The 26,666-nt window shown below is 58.5% G+C and carries 29 protein-coding genes and 1 tRNA gene; 18 read left to right on the forward strand and 12 right to left on the reverse strand.

Features of this window, described 5'->3' with window-relative positions:
• Positions 1 to 98: 98 nt before the first annotated feature.
• A complete protein-coding gene (locus AB7951_RS09370; protein WP_120293138.1) occupies positions 99 to 866 on the forward strand; it encodes an SDR family oxidoreductase in 768 nt (255 codons plus the stop codon).
• A gap of 160 nt (positions 867 to 1,026) precedes the next feature.
• Here the strand turns inward: AB7951_RS09370 and AB7951_RS09375 are convergent, their stop codons facing one another.
• Positions 1,027 to 2,250 carry a serine hydrolase domain-containing protein gene (locus tag AB7951_RS09375; protein WP_120293140.1) on the reverse strand — a complete coding sequence of 408 codons (1,224 nt, stop codon included), beginning with the start codon at positions 2,248 to 2,250 and terminating at the stop codon, positions 1,027 to 1,029.
• Between the two features lie 174 nt (positions 2,251 to 2,424).
• Between AB7951_RS09375 and tuf the strand changes: the two genes are divergently transcribed.
• Together tuf and AB7951_RS09385 are read left to right on the forward strand one after the other, a co-directional pair.
• The gene (tuf, locus tag AB7951_RS09380) at positions 2,425 to 3,615 is read left to right on the forward strand and encodes an elongation factor Tu (RefSeq protein WP_184517871.1); all 1,191 of its coding nucleotides are present in this window, start codon (positions 2,425 to 2,427) and stop codon (positions 3,613 to 3,615) included.
• Between the two features lie 382 nt (positions 3,616 to 3,997).
• A tRNA-Trp gene (locus AB7951_RS09385) sits at positions 3,998 to 4,073 on the forward strand.
• 13 nt (positions 4,074 to 4,086) lie between these two features.
• Here AB7951_RS09385 and AB7951_RS09390 read toward each other — a convergent pair.
• Both AB7951_RS09390 and AB7951_RS09395 read right to left on the reverse strand, forming a co-directional pair.
• Positions 4,087 to 5,283: a tyrosine-type recombinase/integrase gene (locus AB7951_RS09390; RefSeq protein ID WP_441255741.1), complete on the reverse strand. Its 1,197-nt coding sequence runs from the start codon at positions 5,281 to 5,283 to the stop codon at positions 4,087 to 4,089.
• Positions 5,280 to 5,762, reverse strand: coding sequence for a hypothetical protein (locus tag AB7951_RS09395; RefSeq protein ID WP_441255742.1), 483 nt, complete (start codon positions 5,760 to 5,762; stop codon positions 5,280 to 5,282). The genes AB7951_RS09390 and AB7951_RS09395 overlap by 4 nt, the downstream gene beginning before the upstream one ends.
• Before the next feature lie 124 nt (positions 5,763 to 5,886).
• Here AB7951_RS09395 and AB7951_RS09400 point away from each other — a divergent pair, with 124 nt between their 5' ends.
• The 9 genes from AB7951_RS09400 to AB7951_RS09440 all read left to right on the forward strand — a co-directional run bounded on the left by AB7951_RS09400 (position 5,887) and on the right by AB7951_RS09440 (position 11,534).
• Positions 5,887 to 6,084, forward strand: a complete 198-nt coding sequence (locus AB7951_RS09400) for a DNA-binding protein (protein ID WP_441255743.1) — start codon at positions 5,887 to 5,889, stop codon at positions 6,082 to 6,084.
• Positions 6,084 to 6,335 carry a DUF6074 family protein gene (locus AB7951_RS09405; protein WP_441255744.1) on the forward strand — a complete coding sequence of 84 codons (252 nt, stop codon included), beginning with the start codon at positions 6,084 to 6,086 and terminating at the stop codon, positions 6,333 to 6,335. The genes AB7951_RS09400 and AB7951_RS09405 overlap by 1 nt, the downstream gene beginning before the upstream one ends.
• Complete coding sequence (locus AB7951_RS09410; protein WP_441255745.1) at positions 6,335 to 7,000, forward strand: helix-turn-helix domain-containing protein; 666 nt, start codon at positions 6,335 to 6,337, stop codon at positions 6,998 to 7,000. The genes AB7951_RS09405 and AB7951_RS09410 overlap by 1 nt, the downstream gene beginning before the upstream one ends.
• A gap of 291 nt (positions 7,001 to 7,291) precedes the next feature.
• A complete protein-coding gene (locus AB7951_RS09415; protein ID WP_441255746.1) occupies positions 7,292 to 7,525 on the forward strand; it encodes a hypothetical protein in 234 nt (77 codons plus the stop codon).
• Positions 7,526 to 7,593: 68 nt separating this feature from the next.
• Positions 7,594 to 7,788, forward strand: coding sequence for a hypothetical protein (locus tag AB7951_RS09420; protein WP_441255747.1), 195 nt, complete (start codon positions 7,594 to 7,596; stop codon positions 7,786 to 7,788).
• 114 nt (positions 7,789 to 7,902) lie between these two features.
• Positions 7,903 to 8,466 (forward strand): hypothetical protein, encoded by a 564-nt coding sequence (locus tag AB7951_RS09425; protein ID WP_441255748.1) that lies wholly within the window; start codon positions 7,903 to 7,905, stop codon positions 8,464 to 8,466.
• Positions 8,463 to 9,197 (forward strand): ATP-dependent Clp protease proteolytic subunit, encoded by a 735-nt coding sequence (locus AB7951_RS09430; RefSeq protein WP_441255749.1) that lies wholly within the window; start codon positions 8,463 to 8,465, stop codon positions 9,195 to 9,197. The genes AB7951_RS09425 and AB7951_RS09430 overlap by 4 nt, the downstream gene beginning before the upstream one ends.
• A 724-nt stretch (positions 9,198 to 9,921) precedes the next feature.
• A complete protein-coding gene (locus tag AB7951_RS09435) occupies positions 9,922 to 10,122 on the forward strand; it encodes a hypothetical protein (RefSeq protein ID WP_441255750.1) in 201 nt (66 codons plus the stop codon).
• Positions 10,119 to 11,534, forward strand: coding sequence for a hypothetical protein (locus tag AB7951_RS09440; RefSeq protein ID WP_441255751.1), 1,416 nt, complete (start codon positions 10,119 to 10,121; stop codon positions 11,532 to 11,534). Before AB7951_RS09435 ends, AB7951_RS09440 begins: the two co-directional genes overlap by 4 nt.
• Positions 11,535 to 11,551: 17 nt before the next feature.
• Here AB7951_RS09440 and AB7951_RS09445 read toward each other — a convergent pair whose 3' ends face one another.
• The 7 genes from AB7951_RS09445 to AB7951_RS09475 all read right to left on the reverse strand — a co-directional run bounded on the left by AB7951_RS09445 (position 11,552) and on the right by AB7951_RS09475 (position 17,884).
• Complete coding sequence (locus AB7951_RS09445) at positions 11,552 to 11,776, reverse strand: hypothetical protein (RefSeq protein WP_441255752.1); 225 nt, start codon at positions 11,774 to 11,776, stop codon at positions 11,552 to 11,554.
• 40 nt (positions 11,777 to 11,816) lie between these two features.
• Positions 11,817 to 12,668, reverse strand: coding sequence for a hypothetical protein (locus AB7951_RS09450; protein ID WP_441255753.1), 852 nt, complete (start codon positions 12,666 to 12,668; stop codon positions 11,817 to 11,819).
• Between the two features lie 125 nt (positions 12,669 to 12,793).
• On the reverse strand, positions 12,794 to 13,372 hold the full coding sequence (locus AB7951_RS09455) for a hypothetical protein (RefSeq protein ID WP_441255754.1): 579 nt from the start codon (positions 13,370 to 13,372) through the stop codon (positions 12,794 to 12,796).
• Between the two features lie 19 nt (positions 13,373 to 13,391).
• The gene (locus AB7951_RS09460; RefSeq protein ID WP_441255755.1) at positions 13,392 to 14,258 is read right to left on the reverse strand and encodes a hypothetical protein; all 867 of its coding nucleotides are present in this window, start codon (positions 14,256 to 14,258) and stop codon (positions 13,392 to 13,394) included.
• Between the two features lie 217 nt (positions 14,259 to 14,475).
• Positions 14,476 to 14,868, reverse strand: a complete 393-nt coding sequence (locus AB7951_RS09465; RefSeq protein ID WP_441255756.1) for a DUF4236 domain-containing protein — start codon at positions 14,866 to 14,868, stop codon at positions 14,476 to 14,478.
• Between the two features lie 852 nt (positions 14,869 to 15,720).
• Complete coding sequence (locus AB7951_RS09470) at positions 15,721 to 16,032, reverse strand: hypothetical protein (protein ID WP_441255757.1); 312 nt, start codon at positions 16,030 to 16,032, stop codon at positions 15,721 to 15,723.
• Entirely contained in the window at positions 16,007 to 17,884 is a 1,878-nt protein-coding gene (locus AB7951_RS09475) for an AAA family ATPase (protein ID WP_441255758.1), read from the reverse strand. Before AB7951_RS09475 ends, AB7951_RS09470 begins: the two co-directional genes overlap by 26 nt.
• A gap of 628 nt (positions 17,885 to 18,512) precedes the next feature.
• Here AB7951_RS09475 and AB7951_RS09480 point away from each other — a divergent pair.
• Entirely contained in the window at positions 18,513 to 18,797 is a 285-nt protein-coding gene (locus AB7951_RS09480) for a hypothetical protein (RefSeq protein WP_441255759.1), read from the forward strand.
• A complete protein-coding gene (locus tag AB7951_RS09485; protein WP_441255760.1) occupies positions 18,794 to 19,612 on the forward strand; it encodes a hypothetical protein in 819 nt (272 codons plus the stop codon). Before AB7951_RS09480 ends, AB7951_RS09485 begins: the two co-directional genes overlap by 4 nt.
• A 103-nt stretch (positions 19,613 to 19,715) precedes the next feature.
• Here AB7951_RS09485 and AB7951_RS09490 read toward each other — a convergent pair whose 3' ends face one another.
• On the reverse strand, positions 19,716 to 21,200 hold the full coding sequence (locus AB7951_RS09490; RefSeq protein WP_441255761.1) for a P-loop NTPase fold protein: 1,485 nt from the start codon (positions 21,198 to 21,200) through the stop codon (positions 19,716 to 19,718).
• A 287-nt stretch (positions 21,201 to 21,487) separates the two neighbouring features.
• Here AB7951_RS09490 and AB7951_RS09495 point away from each other — a divergent pair, with 287 nt between their 5' ends.
• Positions 21,488 to 21,667, forward strand: coding sequence for a hypothetical protein (locus tag AB7951_RS09495; protein WP_441255762.1), 180 nt, complete (start codon positions 21,488 to 21,490; stop codon positions 21,665 to 21,667).
• 260 nt (positions 21,668 to 21,927) lie between these two features.
• On the opposite strand, the gene AB7951_RS09500 is transcribed toward AB7951_RS09495, so the two are convergent.
• Entirely contained in the window at positions 21,928 to 23,079 is a 1,152-nt protein-coding gene (locus AB7951_RS09500) for a GGDEF domain-containing protein (RefSeq protein WP_120286927.1), read from the reverse strand.
• A gap of 324 nt (positions 23,080 to 23,403) precedes the next feature.
• Between AB7951_RS09500 and AB7951_RS09505 the strand changes: the two genes are divergently transcribed.
• The 3 genes from AB7951_RS09505 to nusG all read left to right on the forward strand — a co-directional run bounded on the left by AB7951_RS09505 (position 23,404) and on the right by nusG (position 26,542).
• Positions 23,404 to 25,560, forward strand: coding sequence for a hypothetical protein (locus AB7951_RS09505; protein ID WP_120286928.1), 2,157 nt, complete (start codon positions 23,404 to 23,406; stop codon positions 25,558 to 25,560).
• A 247-nt stretch (positions 25,561 to 25,807) separates the two neighbouring features.
• Positions 25,808 to 25,999, forward strand: coding sequence for a preprotein translocase subunit SecE (secE, locus tag AB7951_RS09510; protein ID WP_068731532.1), 192 nt, complete (start codon positions 25,808 to 25,810; stop codon positions 25,997 to 25,999).
• Positions 26,000 to 26,011: 12 nt separating this feature from the next.
• Entirely contained in the window at positions 26,012 to 26,542 is a 531-nt protein-coding gene (gene nusG / locus AB7951_RS09515) for a transcription termination/antitermination protein NusG (RefSeq protein ID WP_441255763.1), read from the forward strand.
• Positions 26,543 to 26,666 lie beyond the last annotated feature (124 nt).

The raw sequence follows: 26,666 nt of genomic DNA on the forward strand, positions 1-26,666 counted from the left end.
GTTCTTTTCGTCAACAAGAAGGACTGGATTGCTTCGTCGCTTCGCTCCTCGCAATGACGGAGGAAAACTCAAACAGAAAAAACTAGGGAGAAACACACATGAACCTGTTCGACATGACCGGAAAAGTTGCCGTCATCACCGGCTCGACGCGCGGCATCGGCCGCGCCATTGCCGAGCGCATGGCCGAGCACGGCGCCAAGGTGGTGATCTCGTCGCGCAAGCAGGACGTCTGCGACGAGGTGGCGAAGGAGGTCAACGCGCAGTTCGGCGCGGGGACGTCGGTGGCGATCGCCGCGAATATCTCCAGCAAGGAAAACCTGCAGAACCTCGTCGACGAAAGCAAGAAGGCTTTCGGCAAGATCGACGTGCTGGTGTGTAACGCTGCGTCGAATCCGTATTACGGGCCGCTGGCCGGCATTTCCGACGATCAGTTCCGCAAGATTCTCGACAACAACATCGTCGCCAACAACTGGCTGACCAGCATGGTCGTGCCGGACATGATCGAACGCAAGGATGGCTCGGTGATCATCGTGTCGTCGATCGGCGGGTTGAAGGGTTCGACGATCCTGGGCGCCTATGCGATCTCGAAAGCCGCCGACATGCAGCTCGCGCGCAATCTCGCCTGCGAATACGGCAAGTTCAATGTCCGTGTGAACTGCATCGCGCCCGGCCTCATCAAGACCGACTTTGCGAAAGCGCTGTGGGACAATCCGGAGAACCTCAAGGCCTCCACCGCACGCTCGCCGCTGCTGCGCATCGGCATCCCCGATGAAATCGCAGGCGCTGCAGTGTTCCTGGGATCTGCAGCCGGGAATTTCATGACCGGCCAGACCATGGTGATCGACGGCGGCGCGACGATTAGCTGAGATCAATCTCGTCATTCCGGGGCGAGGACGTCGCCGAAGGCGGCGGCCGCGAACCCGGAACCTCGACGTGGGAGTCTCCGTCGGTGTCAGGCCATTTCGAGATTCCGGGTTCGCGTCCGGCTTGCGCCGGCCGCGCCCCGGAATGACGAGTTTTTCTTGCTTACTCCACCGCCGCGTAGACGAGACTCCGGATCAGCGTCCTGAAATATTCCCGCTGGCCGGGTCCCTGCGACATGAACACCGCAAACAGTTCTTCCTGCGGATCGATCCAGAAGAACGTGCCGGCGACGCCGCTCCAGAAGAACTGGCCCTTCGATCCCGCATAGGGCGCGTGACCATCGTCCGTGCGCACGGCGAAGCCGAGGCCGAAGCTGTGGCCGGGCGGGACGAGATGTGTCTCCAGCTTCACGTTGGGGCTGAGGTGATTGGACGCCATCAGGTGCAGCGTGCGGCTGCCGATCACGCGGTTGCCGTCCAGCGTGCCGCCGTTCAGCAGCATCTGGCAGAAGCGCGCATAGTCCATCGTCTTTGACACGAGGCCGCCGCCGCCGGATTCCATCTTTGGAATCTCCAGCGGATCAAACAGCGCGACTTTCTCGCCGGTCCAGGGATCGGTGGGGAAGGGGTGCGCGATGCGATCCTTGTTGGATGTCGCTGTGTGGAAGCCGGTCTCGGCCATCTGCAGCGGCGCCAGAATGTTGTCGGTGAGATAGGAGCCCAGCGACTTGCCGGACACGACCTCGATGACGCGGCCGAGAATGTCCGTGGAGCGGCTGTAATTCCATTCGGTGCCGGGCTGGCAGATCAGCGGCAGACCCGCGACGATCTTGGCATGTTCTTCATTGGTGATGTCGCGATTGCGCAGATTCGACTTCTGGTACATCCGCTGCACCATGCCGTTGCCGGTGATCTCATAGGAGATGCCCGACGTGTGCCGCAGCAGGTCCTGGATCGTGATCGGGCGCAGCGGCAGCGCCAGTTCGAGCGCGCCGTTGCGCTCGACGCCGACCTTGGTGTCGGCGAATGCGGGGATGTATTTGGCGAGGGGGTCGTTGAGCAGGATATGGCCGTTCTCGACCAGCTGCATGATGCCCAATGACACGATCGGCTTGGTCATCGAGAAGATGCGGAACAGACTATCGCGCGACATCGCAGTCCCGCCGTCTGGAGTCTGCTTGCCGAAGGCCTCGAAATAGCCGATCTGGCCGCGGCGGGAGACCAGCATGGTGACGCCCGGCGTGGTGCCCTTGTCGATCTCGCGCTTGAACGCGTCCGACATGATTTGAAGACGGTTTGATGACAATCCCAGCGTTTCCGGCCGGGCCTGCGGCAGCTCGGGGGTCTCGAGGGAAATGGCGTGTTTTGCGGCAGTTTGGGCGTTCATGTGGGCTCCCGATAGTGCTTTGATTGATCTTGTCATTTGCCGGCTTACATAGGGGGCTCGCCGGCATGGTTGGACGAGCTTGGCCCAGAAGTTCGGGCTTGAACAGGGCCGTTTTCCCTTGTAACCAGCCGCCGGTTTGGTGCTGCGCACGGGCGTGGCTTAACAGGTGGATCTATGGCCAAAGCAAAATTTGAACGTAACAAGCCGCACTGCAATATTGGTACGATCGGTCACGTTGACCACGGCAAGACGTCGCTGACGGCGGCGATCACGAAGGTGCTGGCAGAGACGGGTGGTGCCACGTTCACCGCTTACGACCAGATCGACAAGGCGCCCGAGGAAAAGGCCCGCGGCATCACCATTTCGACGGCACACGTCGAATACGAGACCGCCAACCGCCACTACGCCCACGTCGATTGCCCCGGCCACGCCGACTATGTGAAGAACATGATCACCGGCGCCGCGCAGATGGACGGTGGCATTCTGGTCGTGTCGGCCGCTGACGGCCCGATGCCGCAGACCCGCGAGCACATCCTGCTGGCCCGCCAGGTCGGCGTGCCCGCGCTGGTCGTGTTCCTGAACAAGTGCGACATGGTCGACGATCCGGAACTGCTCGAGCTCGTGGAAATGGAAGTCCGCGAACTTCTCTCGAAGTACGACTTCCCGGGCGACGACATTCCGATCATCAAGGGTTCGGCGCTGGCCGCTCTCGAAAACTCGGATCAGAAGCTCGGTCACGACGCCATTCTCGAACTGATGAAGAATGTCGACAGCTACATCCCGCAGCCTGAGCGTCCGGTTGACCAGCCGTTCCTGATGCCGGTGGAAGACGTGTTCTCGATCTCGGGCCGCGGCACCGTTGTCACCGGCCGCGTCGAGCGCGGCATCGTCAAGGTCGGCGAGGAAATCGAAATCGTCGGCATCCGCGCCACGCAGAAGACGATCTGCACCGGCGTTGAAATGTTCCGCAAGCTCTTGGATCAGGGGCAGGCCGGCGACAACATCGGCGCGCTGCTGCGCGGCACCAAGCGTGAAGACGTCGAGCGCGGCCAGGTGCTGTGCAAGCCGGGTTCGGTAAAGCCGCACACCAAGTTCAAGGCCGAGGCTTACATCCTCACCAAGGAAGAGGGTGGCCGTCACACGCCGTTCTTCACCAACTACCGTCCGCAGTTCTACTTCCGCACCACCGACGTGACCGGTGTTGTGCATCTGCCGGAAGGCACCGAAATGGTGATGCCGGGCGACAACATCGCCATGGAAGTGCACCTGATCGTGCCGATCGCCATGGAAGAAAAGCTGCGCTTCGCCATCCGTGAAGGCGGCCGCACCGTCGGTGCAGGCGTGGTGGCCTCGATCATCGAGTAATGTGGTTGCGGGCTCTCTTTGCAGTGCTCGCAGTCATGGCACTATCCGCGTGGTCGACGTCTGTCGGCCACGCGGCATGCCCCGAGCGCCCTGCTTGTGAGGGCTGCGGGTGCAAGGGCGGTCCCGGCTATCGAGGGCCGGACCAAAAATGCGTCGGCTTCAAAAATCTCGATAAGGTCTGCGGCACCCCGCCGACACGTTGCGTCTTTGAAAACGCCCCCGGTACTGGCCTGAATCGTGAATGCGCGATGCCAGCCAAACGGTTGCCGGCAGATGCCGCAAAATAATCGGGTTTAAGGGGTGGTGTTCGCTTCGCCTCTTGCAAATCAGGCGTCGCATATGCTTCAAACGGCGCGGAAATGACGGTGCGCCGTTTTCCTGTAGGGGTGTAGCTCAGTTGGTAGAGTACCGGTCTCCAAAACCGGTTGTCGTAGGTTCGAGCCCTACCGCCCCTGCCATTTTATCAATGACTTAGCGGCCTTCCGCGCCGCCTGATCCGTCCACTGCCACCGGATTGCCACCGGCAAGCGGGTCCATCCGTTCTATCTCTGTGCTTTTGCTCAGCGCGGCCTCGATCGCCAGGGCCGCCTTGTCGTCGGTTTGTGGCATCAGGTGGCCGTAAATGTTCAGAGTGACCGTCGGCGAGCTGTGGCCGAGCCGTCGGCTGATCGTCAGGATATCGACGCCGGCCGCGATCAGTTGGCTGGCGTGGGTATGCCGCAGGCTGTGGAAGGTGGCCGCGACCTTGGCGGCCGCGGTAACCTTCATCCAAGTCTGCGAAGCGGTCTGCGGGAGCCGGGGCTCGCCGTCGAGGTCACAGAACACCAGCGACTTCGGGGGAGCCTTTCCGACGCCCAGCCGCAGCCGGATTTCCTGCTGAGCCTTCCAATGTGCCCGCATGTCATTCACGGACGAAACGGGCAGGGTGATGGTCCGGCGACCTCGCCGGGTCTTGGGTTCCTTGAAACGGAGCCCGGCCTTCGTCTGCTCCAGTGAGCGGGCGACGGTCACCCGGCCATTATCGAGGTCCAGATCCTGCCAGCGGAGGGCTAGGAGCTCACCGCGGCGCAAGCCGGTGGCCAGAGCCAGCCTTGCAATCGGATTGATCCAGCCCTCCCGCGCTGCCTCCATGACGGCCTTGAGCTGTTCGACGGTGAGGATATCGACCTCTTCGTCCTCAACCCGCGGCGGCTTGACGCGGGAAGCGACGTTTGTGCTCAGCAGATCCCAATCGACAGCCTGCGTCAGGGCCTGATGCAGAACCCGGTGGACGTGGCCGATTGTGCGCGGGGCGAGCTTCGCTGCCAGCTTGCCGTACAGCTCGACAAAATGCACCGCTCGTAGCTTTTGCAGGCGGACGGCTCCGAGGTGCGGCACGACGTGCAGGCGCATCAGCTCCTCGTACCGCTCGGCCGTTTTGGGCGAGACGTTCGATTTGCACCAGTCCTTATCCCAGCGGGTCAGGAATTCAGCAACGGTGAGCCGAGTGGGGTCGACCTGTTCGCCTGCGGCCGCGGCCGTCACGAGCCTTGCCAACTCGATCGCGGCCTCACGCTTCGTTCCCTTGAAGCTGGCATAGCGGGTCTTGCGCAGGCCATCGGCTCCGGTGCCGACATCGTATTTCAGCTCCCAAGATCGTTCGCCGCGCTTGCGGATGTGGCCAGTCATTCGTCGCCCTCGAATTTGAACTTAAGCTCGCCCGAACGCACGAGGCCGGTTGCAATCTGACCTTTGAGAGCCTCGATCACGAGGGCCTTCTCGTTGGGGGACTGATCAGGCATTCCCTCGATGAGCGTCATCGTCACCTTTAAAAGCGCGGTCCGATAACAGTCTTGGTCACCCATCCAGTCTTTCGGCGTCCAGTCCGCGTGTCCATTTGCAGAAGCTGCCCGCTCGCCAGCGAACCAAAACGACGACGTCAGTAGAGTGCCAAGTCGCCGGATATCCATTCCTCCAAATTCGCTCTCTTCCTGAAAAGACCTCGTGAGCCGAAATTCGATCTCCTCACTTACCGAGCGCCCGGAAGCCGCCGCAGCGGCCTGCAATTGGCCATCTAGCTGATCACGGACCCGAAACGTCCGATTCTTCGAAAGGCGTTCGTCCTTGTGACGGCTCGGACGTCCGGCTGGTTTATCGTCGTTAGTCACAGCTAGTACCTCATAATACGTTATGCACGGTATATCTCGTGCAAATGGGTTGCGGCAAGAGAACAAATCGCATACTCGTCGATTTATTCGCACGGTAAACTCCGTGCATAATCGGAGAGCTATGATGAACAGCGAACTTGAAGCGCTCTTGTCGAGGCCGACCGCGTCTGTCCCGGACGTTGGCCGCATTTGCTTCGGCTTGGCTCGAAACGCGTCCTATGCCGCGGTGCAGCGCGGCGACATTCCAAGCATACGGATCGGTGGAAAAATCACTGTCCCGACAGCGCCCCTCCGCAAGATGCTTGGCATTGAGGCCGCCTAATGTCTGGGCTCGTAGTGCCATTCCCGGCCGCGCGTAGGCGCTCGCTGGTGTGGAGCATCGGCCGACGCGCCCTGGAGCTCGGTGGTGATACGGGTGAGCGCCATATTGGCCGATCGTTGGAACTGCAAGCTGCGGTGATGCGCCGAAAGGGCATTGCTCCGGAGCTCGTGGCCAGAGACCTCTCTGCACTCGATGCCGCTGTTCGTAACCTGATGTGGGCAGCGAGTCCCCAGCCGCGTGAGAGGCGCTGATGGCGGCAAAACCCAACCGGGCTCCGAAGCATTATCGGATTTTGTGGGGCATCATGGCAGACCCGCAACTGTCTGCCTCAGCTAAGTGCTGTGCGGTTGCACTGCTTTTGAAGTTCCGCAATTCGGAAACAGAGCTCTGCAATCCTAGTTTCGATACGTTAGCGAGGGCCGTCGGCCGGAGCCGTCGGTCCGCCATCGATGCGATCGCAGAGCTTAAATCAGGAGACGATCCTTGGCTCAGCGTGAAGAGTACGAAGGGCGGCGCGAAAGCGAACACCAACAATTTCCATTTCTCATCCGCGCGGTTAACCGGTGAAGCGCGCTGCACTCCTACCGGTGCAGCAGACTTCACCGGTGAAGTAGAAGGTCAGAGGGGTGAAGCGGACCGCTCGGTACGGGTGAAGCGCGCTGCACACGAACTATCTATTGAACCATCTAATAACTATAGCACCGAAGCGCAGCGCTCTGAAGGGAGCGCGCTTCCGGCTTGGGCAAAGCCAGCGGGGAACGGCAAATACTTTGTCGAGGTCGAGAGCCCCGGTGGCGACCTGATCCGGCGCTACCACAAGGTAATCGAAAAGCCGCTGCCGATCGTCAGCCCACGGCAGAACGCTTTCATTGTTCCCTACGTGACGCCGCCAGGCTCAGCACCGGTGGTAGCATGACAGCGGCATTCAACCTAGATCACCGCCCGACCGATTGGCGCAGCGGCCTGTTGCAGCTCGAGCAGCGGGCGGAGGGGGGAGGTTTCGTCTCAACAGAGTTCGGCGCTCAGGCCGGCGCCTTAGCTCCGCGCGCAATGAGAGCAAAATCTAAAGGGGGGTATCGGGTTTTTGACGCTCTAACCAAGGGCAAGTGTCTGGTTAGTAGTCGATATTCGTTCTGTTTGAATTCGAAAACAATCAAACATTTCGCACGGCGCGTCGCGGCGGGACGCGTCGGAGTCGCTAAGTCGGGTGGGCGATCAGGTGTCTGACGTGTGGGAGAAAAAGCGCTCCGACGCGAAAGAACGAATGCGTCGGTTCAGGCAGCGCAATGCAGATGGCCGCCATGTGCGCATGGTCATGGTCGAGGTTGATGTCGATGTCTTGGTCGAAGGCCGCTGGCTCGGTGGCTGGGATGCGGAGGACGAGGCGAAGATCCGTGCCGCCGCGCAGGCCGCCTTCAACGCGCGACTGCCCAAGATGTGACGCGTAACAGCTGTCTTGTTTGGTGTCTGTACTGTGACGATCGAGAGTGCTCGCGAAGGAGTTTTACGATGCGCCACCCGCTTCTCGATGAAGGTGATCGGTTGCTTCGAACGCTGGACAACAAGCAGCGGCAACGCGCTGAACGCGAAAATAGTTTCGTCGTCATCAGTCTCGATCTCGGAGACAGCAAGGCGGGTCATGATCGCGTTCAGACCAGGCGGATACCTCGCTCTCGCGCCCGCGAGCTTGGGTTTGACGTCTGATATGGGACGACCTTCTATGCTCAAAGCACCGGTGACGCAAAAGGCCGAAATCTTCGAACTACCGCTCCAGGCTGCGATCGACGTTGCTGGGAGCGTCGGTCAGGGTGTTCGGTCATGACGGGCTTTTCGTTTGGTAAGCCATGGACGCTGACTACCGAGGCCGATCGGAGCAAGGCTCGCGAAAGCGCGCGGGTATCAAGCATTGATATGTCGTCGCCGTTCGAGCACAAGCGCTTGAAGGAAATGTATGACGATAAGCAGGCCGTATCTCTGGCATTTGTCGAAGCGATCATCGTGGACGATGTGGAAGCGCTGCGCCAGAAGCTGGCTTCTCCTGGGAAAGCTAATAGCGCAGATCAACCTGTTCTGGTCAGCCAAGCCACGTTCGCGTCTTTGAAGCACCTGCTCGCCCATCTTTGGTACACCGGTTCAGTTGTGCGCGATTTCAATCGAGAACAGCGACAATTGCTGGAGGAACGCGTCGCCAAACTGGAAGCCCGCCCGGTGTTTGAAGATGCTGGCGTGTGGGATCGAGACAAGATCTACCTTGCGGGGCAGGGCGTCACCAGTGACGGCAGTTTCTGGATTTGCAAACGGCCATCTGCGCCGGGTGAAAGGCCAGGTGCCAGTGATGCGTTCAGGCTAGCGGTCAAGCGCGGGAAGGATGCTCGCCAATGAGCATTGTTTCGAAAAGACCCAACAAAGCCTCGGAGTTTGTGACGACCACCTGCGAAGGTCAGCAAGGCGACCAGGGCGCCGGAGTGGTAACTCTCCGACTCCGCGGTGCTATCGGAAAGACCGATGCCATTTCGGTAAAGCAGGTTCTTCCGATTATCGACCAAGCTCGCTCCGCCAGGCGACTACATCTCGTTATCGATTCCGAAGGTGGCAAGGTTGATGAAGCCGAGGCGATCTACGCCTTGCTCCGATCTATTCCTGTGCCGATCAGCGCCGAGGTGAATATGAAGTGCTGGTCTGCAGCGATTATGCTACTTCTCGCGGCGGATTTTCGATGGGCGCGCCACAACGCCAGCCTATTGATCCATCGGACGAGGGCCATTCCACGCGACGTGCTCGGTGATAACTACGTCACGGCTCCCCAGCTCATCGATCAGGCACAGAAGCTTTATGCCAGCGATGAACGCGAGGTCGAGTTTCTGGCTATCCGGACAGGATACAGCCGCGCGTGGTTCGCCCGCGAACAGTCGAACGAAGATCTACTCAGGGACGATGCCGCGCTGCGCTGCGGGCTTCTCCATGCGATCGAAGGCCGAGACCCCTTCACGATGGAGAATCTTGCCCTGTTCGATCGCCTGACGACGGAGGCGCCACTTCCCAGCGAATGTCTGCTCGCCAACTATCGGGCCGCCGAGCGAGTGGCCGCAATGCCTGGAGCTTCTCATGCCTGATCAGAGCAACATCGTCTCCAGTGCCGACCTTCAAGTTTATAGGGCACGAGCCACCGCGATGCGAGCAATTGAAGCTGCCGAAGAACGGTTCGTGCGGTGCGTGACGAGGCGTGGCGCATTGACCCCGTATCAAGCCGAGCTCGCTATCCGGGATCAGCGGCCAGCAGTTATGGAGGCCCTGGACGATGCGTTGGATGAGCTCCGATCTACGATCACCAGCAGCGCTGGCGCCCCGGGGGAGGGTGAGATCCTTGTCGAGTGAGTTGGCTAGGACCGGCGCTTCTCTCACGCACAGATTTTTTCCTGACTGGATAAACGAAGGGTGCGTACCGCATGACGTTTGTAGAAAATCCTTCTATCGACTGGTCTAAGATTGCCGCCGATTATGCCGAAAACATTATATCGAACAGAGCCATAGCACGCGCGCACGGCCTCACCGAGGGTGCCATTCGTCGCCGGGCAAAGGCAGAGAACTGGAGCCGGGTACGTCGTAATGGTGACGTGTGCGTACCCGGGCGAATGACCCTGCGTACCTGGGCAACTGCGATCGCTGCCGCTGTTCGCTGCCCCTCCGACCGGATCTGTGTTTCGAACGACAATCCCCGCGTGACGCGCAGTTGAGGTGTGACTCCCGGTCCTTAGCTGCGCTCGAGCAATAGACCGACCGCGCACTGAACTCACGGCGGACGTGACGCGTAACGCACCCCGCAAGCGCGCATCGATAATGTCTCCTATCGCAGTTCTCGCGACCACCGATGTACTGGCGCGGATCAAGGAGAACGATGTGCAGCAGAAAACTCTAATTTGCCTGGCGGCGATATCCCTCGCCGCCGTCGCCTTCGCATTTATCGCGGGGCCCAAGCCGTGCACCGGAAATTATCTGCAGGATAAAATCGTCTGCAACATGCTGGAGAACCAGGAATGAGGCGCCATCACATAATTACGCTGGCGTGGCTGGCGATTTCATCGCCGGCGATTGCCGCCCAAGGCTCCGGCTGCCTGCCAACGACCGGGCAAGTCTCCGGCCTATCGATGACTCAGAAAATCAACGACGCGATGGCAGCCGTCACGTCGTTCTTCTCAGGCGCGTCGCCGCCGGCAACCGATTGTACCGGCGTCCCGGTCAAGGGGCAGGGTTGGCTCGACACGTCGGTGACGCCAAATGTCGAGCGGCGTTATGACGGCACCAATTGGGTCGCGGTCGGCGCGATCGACAGCGTCAATCACGTTTGGTCGCCGCCCGTCGGCGGCGGATCGGCGGCGGTGACCGCGGCGTCGACGACCGATATCTGCGCCGCTCCCGCTGCGCTGCAGACGATCAGCGGCACCACGACGATCACAAGCTTTGGGGCGGCCTGTCCTGCCGGTGTGACAAAGAAGCTACTGTTCAGCGCAGCAACGCCGATCACCTATAACGCCACGTCAATGATCTTGCCTGGCCAGCGCGACTACACCGCGTCCGCCGGCGATATGGCCGATGCCCTGCATCTGGGATCCGGCAATTGGCGCGTTGCGATCTCGCGCATTGATGGCAGCAGCGTGATCAATACGGCCATTCCGCTTGGGACCGCGATCTATGGTGCGTATGGTGCACCGCCTGCAAAGACAGTTTACGGAATTGGCCAGGCTCTTTCGAGGGCGACGTATCCCGACTATTTCGCCGCCGTGACGCGGACGCAGACTGGCACGCTGACGTCGGGGAATAATACGATCACCTCCGTGGCGAACACGTCGGGGCTCGGTGTCGGCATGCCGATCGAGGGCACGGGCATTCCATCCGGGACGACGATCGCGAGTGTGACATCTTCGACGATCGTTATGTCATCCCCGAACACAGCGACGGTGACTGGTTCGCAAACGGTGCGGGCTTTCATTGCCGGATACGGCGCGGGAGGTGATAGCACGACGGTGGGTGTTCAGGACTGCCGCGGTCGCATGATGGCCGGCCGGGACGATATGGGAGGCACTGCCGTCAACAGGATGACGGCGTCGTACTTCGGCGCGGGAAATCGGATCAATGCGAGCGGCGGCGTCGAAGGTTACATGATACCGCAGTCCGCACTGCCAAACGTCAATTTGCCGTTGGTGGGTACAAGTGGTGGGCAGTACTTCTTGGACTCCTTTCCATCGCAACTACTTTATCGGTTTGCCGACGTAAATTATCAGGGCGGAGGATCAGCCACTAACCTGTCTGGCGCGATGAACGCGACAGCACTTAGCGTGACGATTCCAAATCCGACCGGCAATACCCGCCTGAACGGCAATGTGCCCCAGACCGGCACGTCGAATATTCAGCCTACTGTCATCGCTGAATGCGTCGTGGCGGTTCTACCCTGACGGAGGACTGCAGCACACTATCGATCGCCAAGAGCATCGGCGATTCTTTTTAGCTCCATTGCGATGGCCTCACCCGCGCCTGGGGGGCCGTCGGATTTCTCGTAGTTAAGTCCAAGTCGGTCGAGTGCTGCGCCGGATTTTCTATGGGCTGCAGCAAGCTCCAATATCGCAAACGCAACGGCGAAAGCGCCGTCTCCCGCTCTGGCCTTTTCCTCGAAATAATCTGCTGTTTGTTTGACCATGGTGCCTCCGATTTTCCAATCACGCGCCGGTACTAAACTGTCAGCCGTAGCGTCTCATCACCTTATAAATCTTGTTCGACATCGCACCGGACTTGAAATACCGGCCTTCGGCCCATTTCCTAAACTTGGGCTCGTTTTCCATTTGTGGCGCGAAACGCTCCGCAGTCCTGATGCCTTCTTCACGGAGTAAGTCGCGGTGCACATTGAATTGAAACAAAGACTCTTCTGCTGAGTAGCCAAGCATGACCTGTTGCAGGATGGCGCGCTCCGCTTCATTCGTCGCGTTTTCAGGGGCAATGGTCACGAAGCCGGTAACGAATGAATGATCGGTCGCGCGCATACAGAAAAATGAACTAAGAAGAACGATGCTGAACCGCGCAAAATCGCGCTGGTATACGTCAACATCGTATTGCCGATGATCGAACTTGACGCCCTTTCCGGCTATCAAGCAAAAGACGATCGCGGTGAAGTAATCTGAATCGTATTGGGAGACGTCGACTACGTTGCTCGCCTTCTTTGGGTCGTAGACTGGACTATTCAAATTGGAATAGCGCTTTACGAACAACGGGGCGAACCGTCTTGAACGTAGTGCGCTTGTGACATGGTACGCATCCTTCTTCTCGCCGGTGGCGAGTATTTGATTAAAATGGAGTTGATTGTACTCAGCGCTCTCCTCGCTTGGATGCACGGAGAATTTTTGCTGCGCGATGCGAACGTTGTGATGTACTGAGCTTCCCGTAGACTCGGGCACCGAGCCAGCATCCCTTAGCTTGTTCCCGACGCCTTGCATGGTGACAATAAGTCGTCCGGAGACATGCTCCCGTACAGACAGAAACACGCGCGGTTTCCCGGATACCGTCATCGCAAATCGTGTGGAAGCTGGTGATGGCATGATCTGTCTTGTCCTCTACACGGATGGCCCGACTGCATTCGGTTCGAACGATGACTGTGAGCGCGTAACGTCAGAAATTTAGCGCCCCTTCTTTGGTGTAGCACCGTGGCGATGGTGCATTATCGCTACCGACAGTCTTGATCACCGCCAGCCCATTTAATTACCGAATACAGCCACTGGTTTTGGCCAATGCTATTTCCAGCGCGCACCGTCATGCGGGAGCCGGTCGCCATCTTTTCTATCCGGGCGGTGACGTAGTAGTTTCGAACGCCCCAGTTGATCATTGACACGGACAGCTCAGCGTACCCCAGATCCGGGTACAATTCTGCGTCGACGGCCATCGACGCATAGGCGCTCACATTGCCCGCCAGACATCGTTTTGCCGTGGACGACACCCTCCGATAAATTTCTTGGTAGTTCTCCGAATAGGTCTGCACCGTCGGCGCGACCTTGGCATCTAGATCCGCTGGCGTCGTTGAGCAACCGGCCAGAACAAGCATCAGCAGCGAAAGCAAAACCCTGCGCACCTTATCCCCCGTATCTTTTAGAAGCGCATCCAAGCGCAACAGCAGGTCGAGGTTGCGATCTTGCCGGGATTTGAAGAAAAGTTCACCAAGCTTCGTTGGGAGCAATAACCCGCCGCCAATAAAACCGCCGGCCCCGGCGATAAGCGACGGCCATATCGCGTCCCAAATTGCTTGCATGGAAATCAACCTCTGGGGTTTACGCTGCTTCCAACGACTTCGCGTAGAAATCGAAAAGCTGAGCGCTCGTTAGCGCGTTGTTGATCTTCACTAAATGTCTCTGCGTCTGTTGTCTCGCGGCCGCATACAGAAACGAGGAAAGTTGATCAATCACAGTTTCTCTGTCGCTATCTGACATGTGAAGAGCGGTTCCGAAGCATCGCGTGAGGCCTAAAGGCTTTTTGGACTTAAGCAGCTGCATATTTTGGTCATGATAAGCGAAACCTAAGAAGACCACTTGTTCGGCGCTGTGTACCGCCGACCGCATCTTGCCTAGCAGATCGCCTTCCTCGATGCGCTCGGTGTATGTCTTGATGCCCTTCGCCAGCTTGAAATAGTCAGCCTGGTTGTAGGGGTGCGCTCCATAAGGAACGTCTGCTAGATCGGCTACTGTTCCGTATGGATGAATGAGATTGATACCGCTAACGATCGAAATGGCATCATCTCTGCTTATTCCATATAGAGGCGGCAAGGCATTGATGAGAAAATGCTCGATAGCGCGATCATAGTTGAAAACGATGAATGTGATGTTCTCAAAAATCGAGTGGACATTCTCAAGCGCTGGTCCACGCGCGAGGATGCGCATGAACTTTACTAGCCAAGTGTCGGTCACGGCTGACACCCGCATAACGTTATTGGCATTTGTGGGATCTATATAAAGCAGGCTCGACTTCTCGGCCGATATGATCGAGCTGATTATCGCCGCCTTACCAAACGTGACAACGGCCTCATTGCTATTATGTATGTTTAGGAAGTCGTCGATTGAGCTCGAGAGCGGCAGCCCGTTTCTGATAAGCCTCGCCGCGCTATAGTAGGCATCAGTTTCACCGGAAAAGCGTCGTTGCATTTGGCTAAAAAGTTCATTGTCGCCAGTTGTTTCCAAGCGACCGTAGTTGACGGTAAATGCTAACTTTGCAGCCGATAATATCGGCTAAACCGCGACCGACTGGAAATCCGATTTCCGCACTCGCGCCGGCTCCTACAACGAAAACTGTCTTGCGTCGAAGCATTGTCAATCCAAGTGTAACGGGAGCGGGAGAGCAGCGGAACGTTAGCCATCGAAGCTATTGGTGAAGAACGGCCCACCAAATTAGTCCCGCAATTATGTAGACAAATATCAAAACTCTCCAGGGATGGCGCGCACGCGGTATTGCCGCTTGCTTCGGATCGCCGTCTGGGATTGCATCTTCGCCCGAAGCACGAAAGCGGTGTGAGACACTCAGGCCGGTGCCCGGGTTGCCTACCGTTACAGTGTTGCCCGCCGTGCCTGTCGTAAAGCCCAGCCCTTTCACGCCGATGCGCACGCTCGCGCTCTTCTTGCCAATGTTTAGTCTGAGACCGGGGGCGATCGAGAAACTCTTTCTGAAACGGATTGCCATGTTAGCCCCTTGCAGACAGTCACCGATCTCTGCGAACGATTTCCCGGTAACGCTTGCGGCTAAGCGGAGGGTAGCCATAAACCCAACGTGCCGAATTTAGAAACTCTCTGGCGCGCTCGTCATGACAAGCTCCAGCCTGCGCTTTCAAAACGGGGCTGCGATAATGGCAAATCTCGAAGCCCTCTCTTACGCCATTGGGATCTCCCTTTTCAGAGAACTCCTTCATTCGATCGCTTCCTCGGCATTCGGCCACCCGGAACGGGTCGGCAGCGCACGCGTCGCGACAGTACAGCATGTTGGTTCTCACGTCGGACAACATACGGTCGGTGCATCTGGCGTGAGCAGCGAGAGTAGAGGCAACTAACAATGCTAAAGCCGCGAATATCCGTTTCATGGTAATGATCCTACGGTGGTCAGATGACATTGATCGACAAGCGCGAGCGATGACGAACCCGCCCACAAAATAGAGCATGCTCGATGAGTGCTCCGAGACTTCGCGCAATACTGCGTTTGGACGGGAGTGGGGCGCTACTTTCGCTTGGAAGGCTTAGCCGCGGGCTTTGCCGGCTTCCCATCAGCGTGAGCCAAGACCGCGCCAGCCAGACGCTTTGTGTCACGTCCTGCATTTGGGTCGCGCAGCTTCTGAGCGGCGAGCTTTTCGATGCCTGGCGAATGATCCCGCGGTCCCTTAACGTTTGCCATGCTTCCCTCCCCATTATTTGAGGCATCAGAGCGCAACCAGAGCGGGAGAGCAAGGGGCAAACCTTATTAGGTGAGGCTGGCTTCTCCACTCGAATGAGTGAGGAGGGAGGCTACCGCTTTGTGGGCCGTTTCGGAGATGGCGCCAGGTCGCGTCGTCATTGCCTGTCGACTCGTACTCGCAAACAAACTTTCCGTTTGCGAAAAGTTTTTTAATCGCCATCGGACTCCCTAGATCCAAATGCTGGCGATTTGCATAGCGGTTCCTGCAATGACCGCGGCGAGTGCGAGGTAGCCATAAACAGCGTAGCGGGCTTCGAGTCGCTTCTCATCCTCGTCGATGGCATCTGTGATAATGTAAGTCACTCCCCCGGTTTTGATCTTGAAAGGCATGCCGTATCGAAAAAGCGTGATCACGCCGATAAGTGCGATCAAGATCCCAATTGTGTTTAGAGCTTGCGCCGACATACAATTATCATTCGTTTCAAAGCTGTAGCGCTGCGTTTGCGCAGCTAAATCATTTTGCAAAAGCCCCTTTTGCAAGCTCTAAAACTGCACGGAGTTTCGATGTGGTCTCTTGGTCGAAGAGCTTGTCGGCTTGAGGATCGGCACAGCTCTCAGCGAGGTACCAACCAATCTCCTTCTTTGAAGGGGCCGCTTTGCCTATACGTTCAGCAATGGCAGCTTTTGATCCAGCGGAAATGAGTGACTCGAGCTTCGCGCCGATAAAAGTCTCACCTACGGATTTCAAAGTTATGACGTTTTGATCGCCAAGGAACCACTCTTTGCTGTACCGCTCCTTCGCCTGACGGCCAGCGACATCATCATCCAGCAGAATTAAAAACCGTTCTCCTCTTCCGAGCATAGAGCTGATCAACGGGCCCGACGCGCCAGCGCCCACTCCTGGCATCAGTGAGAATGGGTAGCTCTCCTTGGGACCGTACACCGATTTCAGAGCGTAATAGTCAGTTATGCCTTCAACTATTAGGAACGGAGATGATCCAACTATCTCTGGCGTGATGTACTCGAGCTGTTCAATAACCGGCTGGAAATAGCTGACCCGATTTGGGTTATTTGAAACGAAGGCGCGATAGGGAGTTGCAACCACATTCGTCGGTTTCGTGACAAGTCCAAAAGTGTCGTCACCATCATGGTCGATTGCTGTATTCTCGACAATGTACGCGCCAGATAGCCAGTGCGGGTTGATCATGTGATGGCTGTGTGTCGAGTAAACGATCTTGTTCTCGCCGAGCGTGATTCGGCCAAAGCTCTTGAGCAGCTCCGCTTGCGCCTTAGCGTGAAGATTCGCAGCTGGTTCATCGAAAACGAAAACCGTGCTTCGGGAAGCCTGCCGCTTAAACGTTGTGAAAAGTAAGAAAGAGAAGAACCATCGAAATCCTAGTGATCGCTCGTTGATAGCGTATTTCGATGCACCGTCCGAGATTCGGAACGTGGCGTAGGGCAGATTCTGTTTCTCAGTGTCGATGTGCCATTCGACACTTATGCTTTTCGCCGATATTTTTCGACCGAATACGTTCTCCCAACTTCCGAGCACCTCGCGAGTCACGGCATCGGACAACTTTTGAAATACAGCGTCGATTGGTGCCTTACTCGGGCCACTCCAAAGCACAGACCACCAGTTAGCGGTCGCGTCCTTCGTCCGGAAAGCCTCGATGCGATCGCAAACGTGCGTTTCTAATGAAAGATTCTCATTTAAACTATTTAGAACGTCCTGAATGACCTCTCGATAATACCGATTAACAGGTAGCTCTTTTTCGTGAGCCTTGAGGTAAATCTTTTCGGGGAGATCAACGAGGAAGGTCGGGAAATAAGCTACGCGCGGGAAACGGTCTTCTATCGCATCTACGACCGCCAACCACACGTTAAGCTCTTCTTTTATCGGCGGGCTATCTGCCTCGTACTTCTTAAATTTTCTCGCGCTCTTCAGTTTGGCGTTGACCGTGAATCCCCACAAATTCATTGCCTTGGAAACGACGCTGTCCTGAAAGGTGTAGGTGCGCGTGACGTTCAATTTTCGCGGCAAAGACGATGGGTCGATAGTGACACCCTTTTTGTCCAACTCGCGCTCGACGTGCAGAATATCGTCGTCGAACAGATCGAACGTGGACACTATTTCGATGGTCCCGGTAAAGTTTGCTTTTCGGTGAATGGGAATTAGCGCTTCAACGCCGCGCGGAACGGATCCCTTGAAAAGGCTAGAAACCGCGTTGTCGCCACCAGCGGCATAAGAAAGGGCTTCGAGGATTGTTGTCTTGCCACTTTCATTGAGTCCGACGAGCGTCAAAACGGGGGTAGCTGAGCGGTTTGCGAAATGTAGTTCGACTTTGGCCGCGCCTTTAAAATTTCGAATGGAGAACCCTGAAATCGCAGCCATGACACCCCGCCGATTGATCGATGAGATATGGAAGCGCAACCGGAGGGCGAGGGCAACGAGACTTTAGCCGTCAACCGCGGTTACCCCCGGCTGCGCGCTTAGGCACCCCCGATCGGGAGTTGATTTATTAACCGAACAGGTGGAGCATGTTCGTGGGTGTGGAAACCCGGACCAGTGACTACCCGCAATCCATGTAAGGATCAGTGCACTCGCTTGCAGGCGAGGGCCGCGGATATGGGGCCTTTGTAGGCTCCAACGGGCACGCTTGGCGGCGTGGCTCCGATCGGCACGATATTGGCCGGGGGTGAGCGCGCTGTCCAGAGGGGTGACCCTTAAAACCGCTCTACCTGTCTCACTGGCAGGTTTCCACCCCCCGGCTGCCGGCCCGATGCCGGTGACGGCTGTGGAAAGCCGAAACCAGTGAGCCAAACCCATGAACCAAGCCTCAAGACAGGCCATAGACGCCATCAGTGCGTCGCCGGCCATCCGACTGCGCTACACTATCGCCGCCGCTAAAGCTCCCAGGCGTCCGGCGCAGCCCGTCCCGCCCGCCGTCGGCGGCGAGACCCAGACGCTACCGCTCCCCCCATCATCGTACTACGCGGCCGCAGCAGGGGACCCAAGGGCCGTGCTGATGCGTCTCCGGGAAGAGGCCGCCAGCGAAATCGACCGCCTCCTGGAGTTTCTCGACGCCACGGAGGGTGACGCTGACCTCGAGCCGGATCTCGGTTTCTATAACGCCCGACATTATGCCTGCGACGCCGAGGCCGATGACGCGGAAGCGGAGCCGTCCCTTTGTGGGCTGACCGCAGATCGCCGCTTCGCAACCGACAGCGGCTTCTGGACCGCCGATCGGGAGATGGAATGTGAGGACGAAGGCGCGCAGTGCGACGACGAGGGAGTCACCCAATGATCGATCAGCAGAAAGGTGGAATAGGTCGCCGAGGCTTCCTGGGCCGCGCCGCAGCTGCGTTGGCCGTCGGGGCGGGGGCCAATGTCGCGGCCATCGCCACCACACGTCCTACGCCTGCTGTGGCGGCTCCTTCCGAGGATCATAAGGTTGTCGACATCGGGCGGCGCCTCAACTCGGCGATAATGACCTATCGACAGGCGCATGACCGATACATCTCGGCGCGCGCCGAAGCACAGCGGCTTTGCCCAGCGGTGCCAGAAGAGATCGTCCGGCCCAATAACTGGCAAGATCGGCGAATGTTTGCAGGCTGCGCTGAAGAGGAAACCGACGTCGAAGGGAAGCGGCTGCCTCTCAAATTGGAGGATTGCGACGACGGGCTGAAACGCTCACCGCCGCCACGCTGGCTGATCCGCGCCGACAAACTGGAGGAGGCGATCAACGATGGCCAGATACATGCGCCGCTCCGATCTAAGCTGGGGCGACATCTCCGGAAGGTTGTTATTCCAGCGGCACGCAAATATGACGCGGAGCGTGAGGCCGCGATTGAAGCATCAGGTCTCGCCGCCAGCAGCACTGCTGCATATTGGGCCGGCCACGAACTGGAGAAGCTGGCTTACGAGGCGGTCGAAGCCCAGCCCAAGACGCTCAGTGGAGTAGTCATCATCGCTCAGGTGTTGGGGGGCTACGCCATCGCCGAGCACGCGCCTTACATGCATGGTTATCCCGGCAGATCAGCGCAGATTGTTGGTGTGTCACTGGCTCGGTCGCTGATGCGTGTTACCGAAGAGACATCTGTGCCGAGAATCCTTCTTTGAGGTTCTCGCGATAGCTTTACCTCAAGCGGAACTGTAATGCGTACCGCCAGCTGGTAGACGAAACGACAGACCCGCCGGAGCGACCCGGCGGGTTTTCTGCTTATTACTTGGGGGCAGGAACAAGCCGACCAGCACTTTTTATTATTTCAGGATACATTCGAATAATTGAGTACGGTCGGACGCCAGCGCTAAAGCTATTCCTGTGTTCAAGGGCGTACTCTTCAGTTAGCCTTCTCACAATCCACTTCGCTTCTGGGGTGCCAGGCTCTGATGGTAGGTTTGGCAGAGGCGTCAAAGACTGCTGCACCATTTGAGCGGTTAGCGCATTGATATGCGCTAGGTGAACCGTCCTCTGATAGTCATCTGCGTAAAGTGGAACTTGCCACGGAGACCCGCCTCCATCCAGCTTCTTCAAAAGCCTTCCTAGCGCATCGTGAAAGCTAGGGTTTACTGGTAGGTCAAATCGCTGCTGGTGCGCCACTGCGAGGGGAAACAAAGCGACCATCTCGATCTTCAGTTGGCTTTTCCAGACTGTGACCACGCTACGAATGATGTCGTAGGTTTGCTCGATGTCACGAAGGGGGAGATTAAAATAGTAGAAGCCGTCGGCAAGAAAATGGCTGAGTTCTGCCGTCGGCGGTAGTGATACTTTGGCGGCGTTGATAGGGGATCGCACGAGTAGTTCGTCAATGAATGCCTGCCTTGGTGTCTTCTCGAACGAATACGTGCGGTTAAAGAATCGCGCAAGGTAGCCTTCGCTATTGAAGCCAGCGCCGTAAACTGCGCCAACGGAATGACTGAGCTGGCGCGTATCGGTTGCCACCACGAAGACGACTTGATCAATATCGAAGAGGTGCTTGATGCGCTCCAACAGCGCAATAGCAAATGGAGGACGACAGCGATCGAGCTCGTCGATCAAGACGAATAGGGGGAGCGCTTGTCCTTTGTCCTTCGCTACCTTGAGGAATTCTCCAAGATTGCCCCGAAACTTCGAGATGGTCCTTTTTCCCTCACGAAACGATTCAAGCAATCTCTTGCCCTGTGCGCCCACCATTTCGCCGAGTGATTTTGACGCGTCGTCTATTGCCTTGTCCGCTCCCGAAGCTGGACCGTCGGTCACGATCGTTGCGATTTCATCAACCCCAGCGCCGAGCAGCTTTTTGGCCAGCACAACCGTGGCGCCTTTTGCAGCGGCAACGGCGATCGCACCGCCCGTTTCTTTGGTCGTTTGCCAGCGCGACCGAGCAGTCTTTTCGCGTTTCACAAGCGGGGCAACGGCTTCATCCATGGCGTCCATGACGGCCAGCAGAGGATCTTCCGCGTGATCGTCCTGCCAAGCGTTGACCTGGGCGACAAGATATCCGTCCGCTTTCAGCATTTGCCCGAAACGCGAAAGGAAGAAGGACTTGCCCTGTCCCCAATCGGCGTCGATGTTCAGCACGTAGGATGCTGTGAGGCCGGCCAAGCGACGTTCTTCGATGCGGCCGAGCAGAAAGTCCCTTAGGAAAGTGGCGTCGGCAAATCTACCGAGGCGGTCGTCTCCCCAGATCAAATCATCTGGGTCCGGTGTCGCTTCCTGCGCAGTCATAATGCCCCCGTTTCACGTCAGTGAAGCACAGAGGGCAACCTGGGGGAATATGCGACGTCCGGCCTTCTGGTGGCATTTGGAAGTTGAAACTCTAAGCGTCTCTGCTAATTTCGTGGACGGTCGGTCGTGCATTAGCACCGTGCAGAGAAACCTGCAGCGCGAGCTCTCTGTTTGGAGCCAAGAACCAGTCCCGCGGGACTGCCTGCCACACGCGAGAGAGCGTGTGCAGTCGAGTCCGCACCTCCTCTCGCAACACAACAGATGACTCGGTGAGAGAAGGAAGACCTATGCCACGAACTGATAGCAAGGAAATCGACCGCCTCAACGGATATAGCCATGGATACGGTGATCATCCGAAACGCGATCGGTGTCCGTTCGACTTCAAGAAGAATCCTGAAGCCCACACGGCCTACTGGGAGGGCTGGGCCGCAGCCGATGCCGATGCAGCAAAGGAAAGCCAAGGTTAGCACGACTGTGCCACCGCAATTGCCACCGGACGGTTGATTACGGGGTAATACAGGGAGGGATGGCGCATGGCGCGCCATCCCTAATATGTGAACGAAATCAGACGAGTGGGTATTTGTAGGCACGACGAGGTACAGCCTTCATCGCCCTCCAAAACCGGTTGTCGTAGGTTCGAGCCCTACCGCCCCTGCCATTTTAAGTATTTGAAATATCGATAAATTCTGGCCTGGGGCGTTTTTCAGGCGGGCCTCCGATTGCCGCTTCAGCTGAACTGCCGCTTTTGCGGCGCTGCCACCACGCGGTCGCGGCCGGTATCCTTGGCTCTGTAGAGCGCAAGGTCGGCGCGCGCCAAAATGTCTTCCGGCGTATCGTTGGGCCTGATGGCGCTGATCCCGGCGGATATCGTCAGAGTCAGATCCTGCGCAATCGCTGACCAATTCAGTTCCGTGATCAGGCTGCGCAATCGATCCAGCGTCTGGATCGCAAGATCAATATCGGTGTCTGGCAGGATCAGCAGAAACTCCTCGCCGCCCTGACGGCCGAACCTGTCGATGGTGCGGATATTGGCGAAGACCGAGATGGCGAAGGCGCGCAGCACTTCATCGCCCACTGGATGTCCGAAGTGATCATTGATCCTCTTGAAGTGATCGAGATCGATGATCGCGATGCAGCAGGTTGTGGCGTTGCGCTGGGCCTTGGCGATCTCGTCGTTCAGGCACTTCATGATGTAGCGCCGGTTCAATGCGCCGGTGAGTTCGTCAAGTTGCGCCAGTTCCTCGATCCGCGCATTGGCGGCCGCGAGGTCGTTGCTGCGGCGATACAGCAGTTCGCGCATCGAGCTACCGTAGAGGCCAGCGCTGGCGCAGCGGCCAAGCGCGCTGACGAAACAGACCAGCGCCAGAGCGCGCTCGGTCGCGGTGGCCATGGGAATGCCGATCGGCTTGTCGGTCATCAGAAAAAGCAGTGCGAGGCCCAGCGTTGCAGCGGACCAGACGATGCCGGTCTGGCGCGCGCTCATGCGCAGTGCGGCGAAGCCGAGCACGACGAAAATGATGGAGATGAAGTAGAAGCCGATCTGCGGCACGAGATAGATCGCGCCGATCTGGACGATGATGCTGACGATGGAGAGGGGGACCGTGAGGTACGGGTCCTTGAAACGGTCGTTGACCTGGATCTCCGAGAGATAGGCAGCAATGCCGACCACAGCGAGCCTGATGGCCAGATACACGACCCCCGTCGCCACGGTGGTCACGCCGATCACGGCGTAGAGCAGCAGGATCGCCGCATCGATCAGATAGCTCGACGCCTGCGCGATATAGGCGGTCCGGCGCCGCGCGATCCGCAATGCCGAATCCTTGCGGAGGTCCCTCGTGGAGGCGTCGGTTCCCTCGGATAAGGTGGTGATGCTGGTCATTCGTTGATGCCCGTCGCATTGCCGATCAAACAAGCAATCTGCCGATCAAAACATTTAGGTCTGCTAATACATCCACTTACTGGAGTACCTGGGTAGCTTCTCGCGTTTTAGTCTGGCCGCGGGGTTAATGGAATCTGACGATCCGCGGGGCAATTTGCGCAATAGGCTGATGGCCATGTCCGACATCGGCTTGGCCAATCATGCGCGATCGTGCTGCTCCCCGCGTTTCCGTTGCGCTGCGTCCCTGCGGCGTGCGGTCGCGGCGATGAACCTGGCTTGCCGCGCGCGCGACACACCCGTTGGGAATTCAGCCGGAAGTCGAGAATGAAATTACTTGTGACGTTCGTCGTGGGGGCCACGACGTTGCTGGTGTCGTCCTTTGGACATTTGTCATTGGGTCATGGCGCTCATGCCGCCGATCTGCTCTGGCAGGTGGAAAGTCCATTTCGCTTCTTCAAGAATGCCGCATCCTTCGCGATGTATGAGCGCGGCTATCCCGCTGCGCGCAATGAATTGGTGCTGCCGCCTGCCGATGTGGTGTGGCGCACCGAGCGGCGGCTGAACGATCCCGATTGCCGCGACATGACCAGCCCGACCAGTTGCGCCGACACCGCGCGGGCGCGCTACGATCGCTCGCGTCTCGGCTGGGCGTCGCAGACCATCGACGCCGTCTGCTACGACAGCCGGCAAGGCCGCTATCTCGCGAGTTGCGACCGGCGTTATTCGTGGGGCACGGCCAAGGAAGATTACGTGCTGCCGGATGCGCATACGGTGCTGATCCGGCTGTCGCCCGAGCGCATTGCCGAAGCCGGCGCATATGATTGCGTCTGGAGCTGGACGCCGCGGCGGCCGGGCAGCAGGACCGAGACCAGCACGCAATCCTGCGCGACGCCGCTCAAGATCACGCGCCTGCCTTATGCCGTCGATCGCAATCTGTCCGGTGCATCGGTCCAGGTCAAATTGCCCGACGGTCGAACGTTGAACGACCCGCAGGTCGTCGTTGAGGATCTGTTCATCGTGGCGCTCGGCGATTCCTTTGCCTCGGGCGAGAGCAATCCAGACGTTCCGGTGACATTCAGCGCTGTGCGCGAGATGGTCTACGATCCAACCCTGATGCGCGAGGAGATGGCGACGCGCAGCACCAGCAAATCTCTGCAGAAATTGACCCCCGCTGCCCCGGCAGGAAGTTTCGACTACAAGAACCTGCCGCGGCGCAAGCTCGCCGATGAGGAGCAGGAGCTCTATTTCCCGCTCGCTTCGGCCCAGTTCGACAAGGCGTTCAACGCTGCCAATCCGCGCTGGCTCAGCCCCGATTGCCACCGCTCGCAATACGGCTATCCGTTTCGCGTCGGGCTGCAGCTCAGTTTGGAAAATCCGCATCGGTCGATCACGCTGGTCAGCCTTGCTTGTACCGGCTCCGAGGTGACCGAAGGTCTGTTCCTCGAGAAGAAGGCGCGCGAGGGGGCCGGCAACGCGATGGTGCGTTCGCAGCTCGATCAACTCGCCGATCTGATCTGCAAAAGCCCCGCGGGTCGCACGCAGCGTGCGACCTACAATCTGCCGACCTATGCCAGCGGCAGCGTGCAGGTCGCCAATATGCCGGTGACAAAATCCTGGTGTGCGCCGAATGAGCGCAAGCGGCCGATCGACACACTGCTGCTGTCGATTGGCGGCAACGATGTCGGCTTCTCGCCGCTGATGGTCTATGCGATGACCGAGTCCGCCGGCGATCTGGCACCGATCGCGAACCTGCTCGGCAAGCAGATCCGGTTCTCGCCTGATGTGTCGCGCGCTTACATGGAGCAGCTCGACGAGCGCATGGTGGCGCTCCGCGATGCCTTGCGCGACGGCTTTGGCGTGGCGCCCGCGAAGGTGTTGCAGACGGCTTACGAGCCGATCCAGTTCGACGAGACAGGAGCCTTGTGCGGCGCGCAGCCGACGCTCGGCCTCGACGTCCACAAGAAGCTGGTGCTGTCGCGCGAGCGGCTGGGCGAGACGGTGAGCTTTCTGAACGATTTCTTCGCCCGGACCGCTTGCATCACCAACGGACGGGGCGGGGGCTGCCCGGCGCTGGCCACCGGCGCCGGAACCGGCTTCCAGCTCATCACCGATCACCAGAGCGAATTCGCCAAACGCGGGCTCTGTGCGCGCGATCCGAAGCGGCCGCAGGCGGACGGCGAGGCGATGGCGATGCCGCGGCGCTGGATCGGCAAGGAGGAGTTTACGCCGTATTCCCCGGCGGCCTATTTGCCCTATGCGTCCCGCTGGCGCCTGTTCCGGACCCCGAATGACGCGTTTCTGACCGCAAACGTCCATTCGCCGGGCTTTACCCAGTTCGACATCCTGCAGCCGGTCTATGCGGCCATGTATAGCGGCGCGGTGCATCCCACCGCAGAGGGCCACGCCATCGTCGCCGATCATGTCGTTCGGCACGTCCGTGCTGCGGTCGGCAAACCGTCGCCGGGGGTGGGCGGACGCTGATCCAGGTGGTATCCGGTGGCGGGAAGGGTTCCCACCCGTCCGGCCCGGATACCTTGACCTTTGGTCCGGTCCGAAGTAGGAAGCTGCACTCGCTGTCGGCCCGGTGACCGGATATCCGACGCGGCAAATCCCCGAACGAACGAGCCCGCTTGGCGGCTCATCCTTGAATAAAGGGTTGGGCGCAAGAGGGCTGTTCGGATTCTGAAACCAATTCAATCGTCTCACGACGGATGCGGATCACATAACGATGGCGTTCAGCCCGTTCAAATTCCTGCAGGAAGTGCGCACCGAGACCAACAAGGTCACGTGGCCCTCGCGACGCGAGACGACCATCACGACCATCATGGTTTTCGTCATGGTGGCGCTGTCGTCGATCTTCTTTTTTGCGGCGGATCAGGTCATCCGCTACCTCGTCGCCTTTTTGCTCACGATGCACTGACGGAACAGAATTATGAGCATGCGCTGGTACATCGTTCACGCCTATTCGAATTTCGAAAAGAAGGTGATGGAGTCGATCAAGGAACAGGCCAAGCAGCGTGGCCTGGAAGACCTGTTCGAACAGATCCTGGTTCCGGTCGAGAAGGTCACCGAAATACGTCGCGGTCGCAAGATGGACGACGAGCGCAAGTTCTTCCCGGGCTACGTGCTGGTGAAGATGCAGCTCACCGACGAAGCGTTTCATCTGATCAAGAACACCCCGAAGGTCACGGGCTTCCTCGGCGCGGAAAACAAGCCGATGCCGATTTCGGAAGCCGAAGCGATGCGCATTCTGCACCAGGTGCAGGAAGGCGTGGAGCGCCCGAAGGCGTCGGTGTCGTTCGAGATCGGCGAGAACGTGAAGGTGGCCGATGGTCCGTTCGCGTCGTTCTCCGGCGTCGTCGAGGAAATCGACGAAGCACGCTCGCGCGTGAAGGTCGCAGTGTCGATCTTCGGCCGCGCCACGCCGGTCGAACTGGAATTCGGTCAGGTCGAAAAGGTCTGATCGCAATAGCGTGAGGTTCGCCTCGCGTTTCTAAGGCCGTGGGAGGAAGAGGGCGGTTGCCAACCGCTTGTCGACCGAACCACGAAACCTGAAACAGCCGGTCGATGACCGGCACAACAGGAGT

Source organism: Tardiphaga sp. 285_C5_N1_2, assembly GCF_052076065.1.
Taxonomy (GTDB): Bacteria; Pseudomonadota; Alphaproteobacteria; order Rhizobiales; family Xanthobacteraceae; genus Tardiphaga; species Tardiphaga robiniae.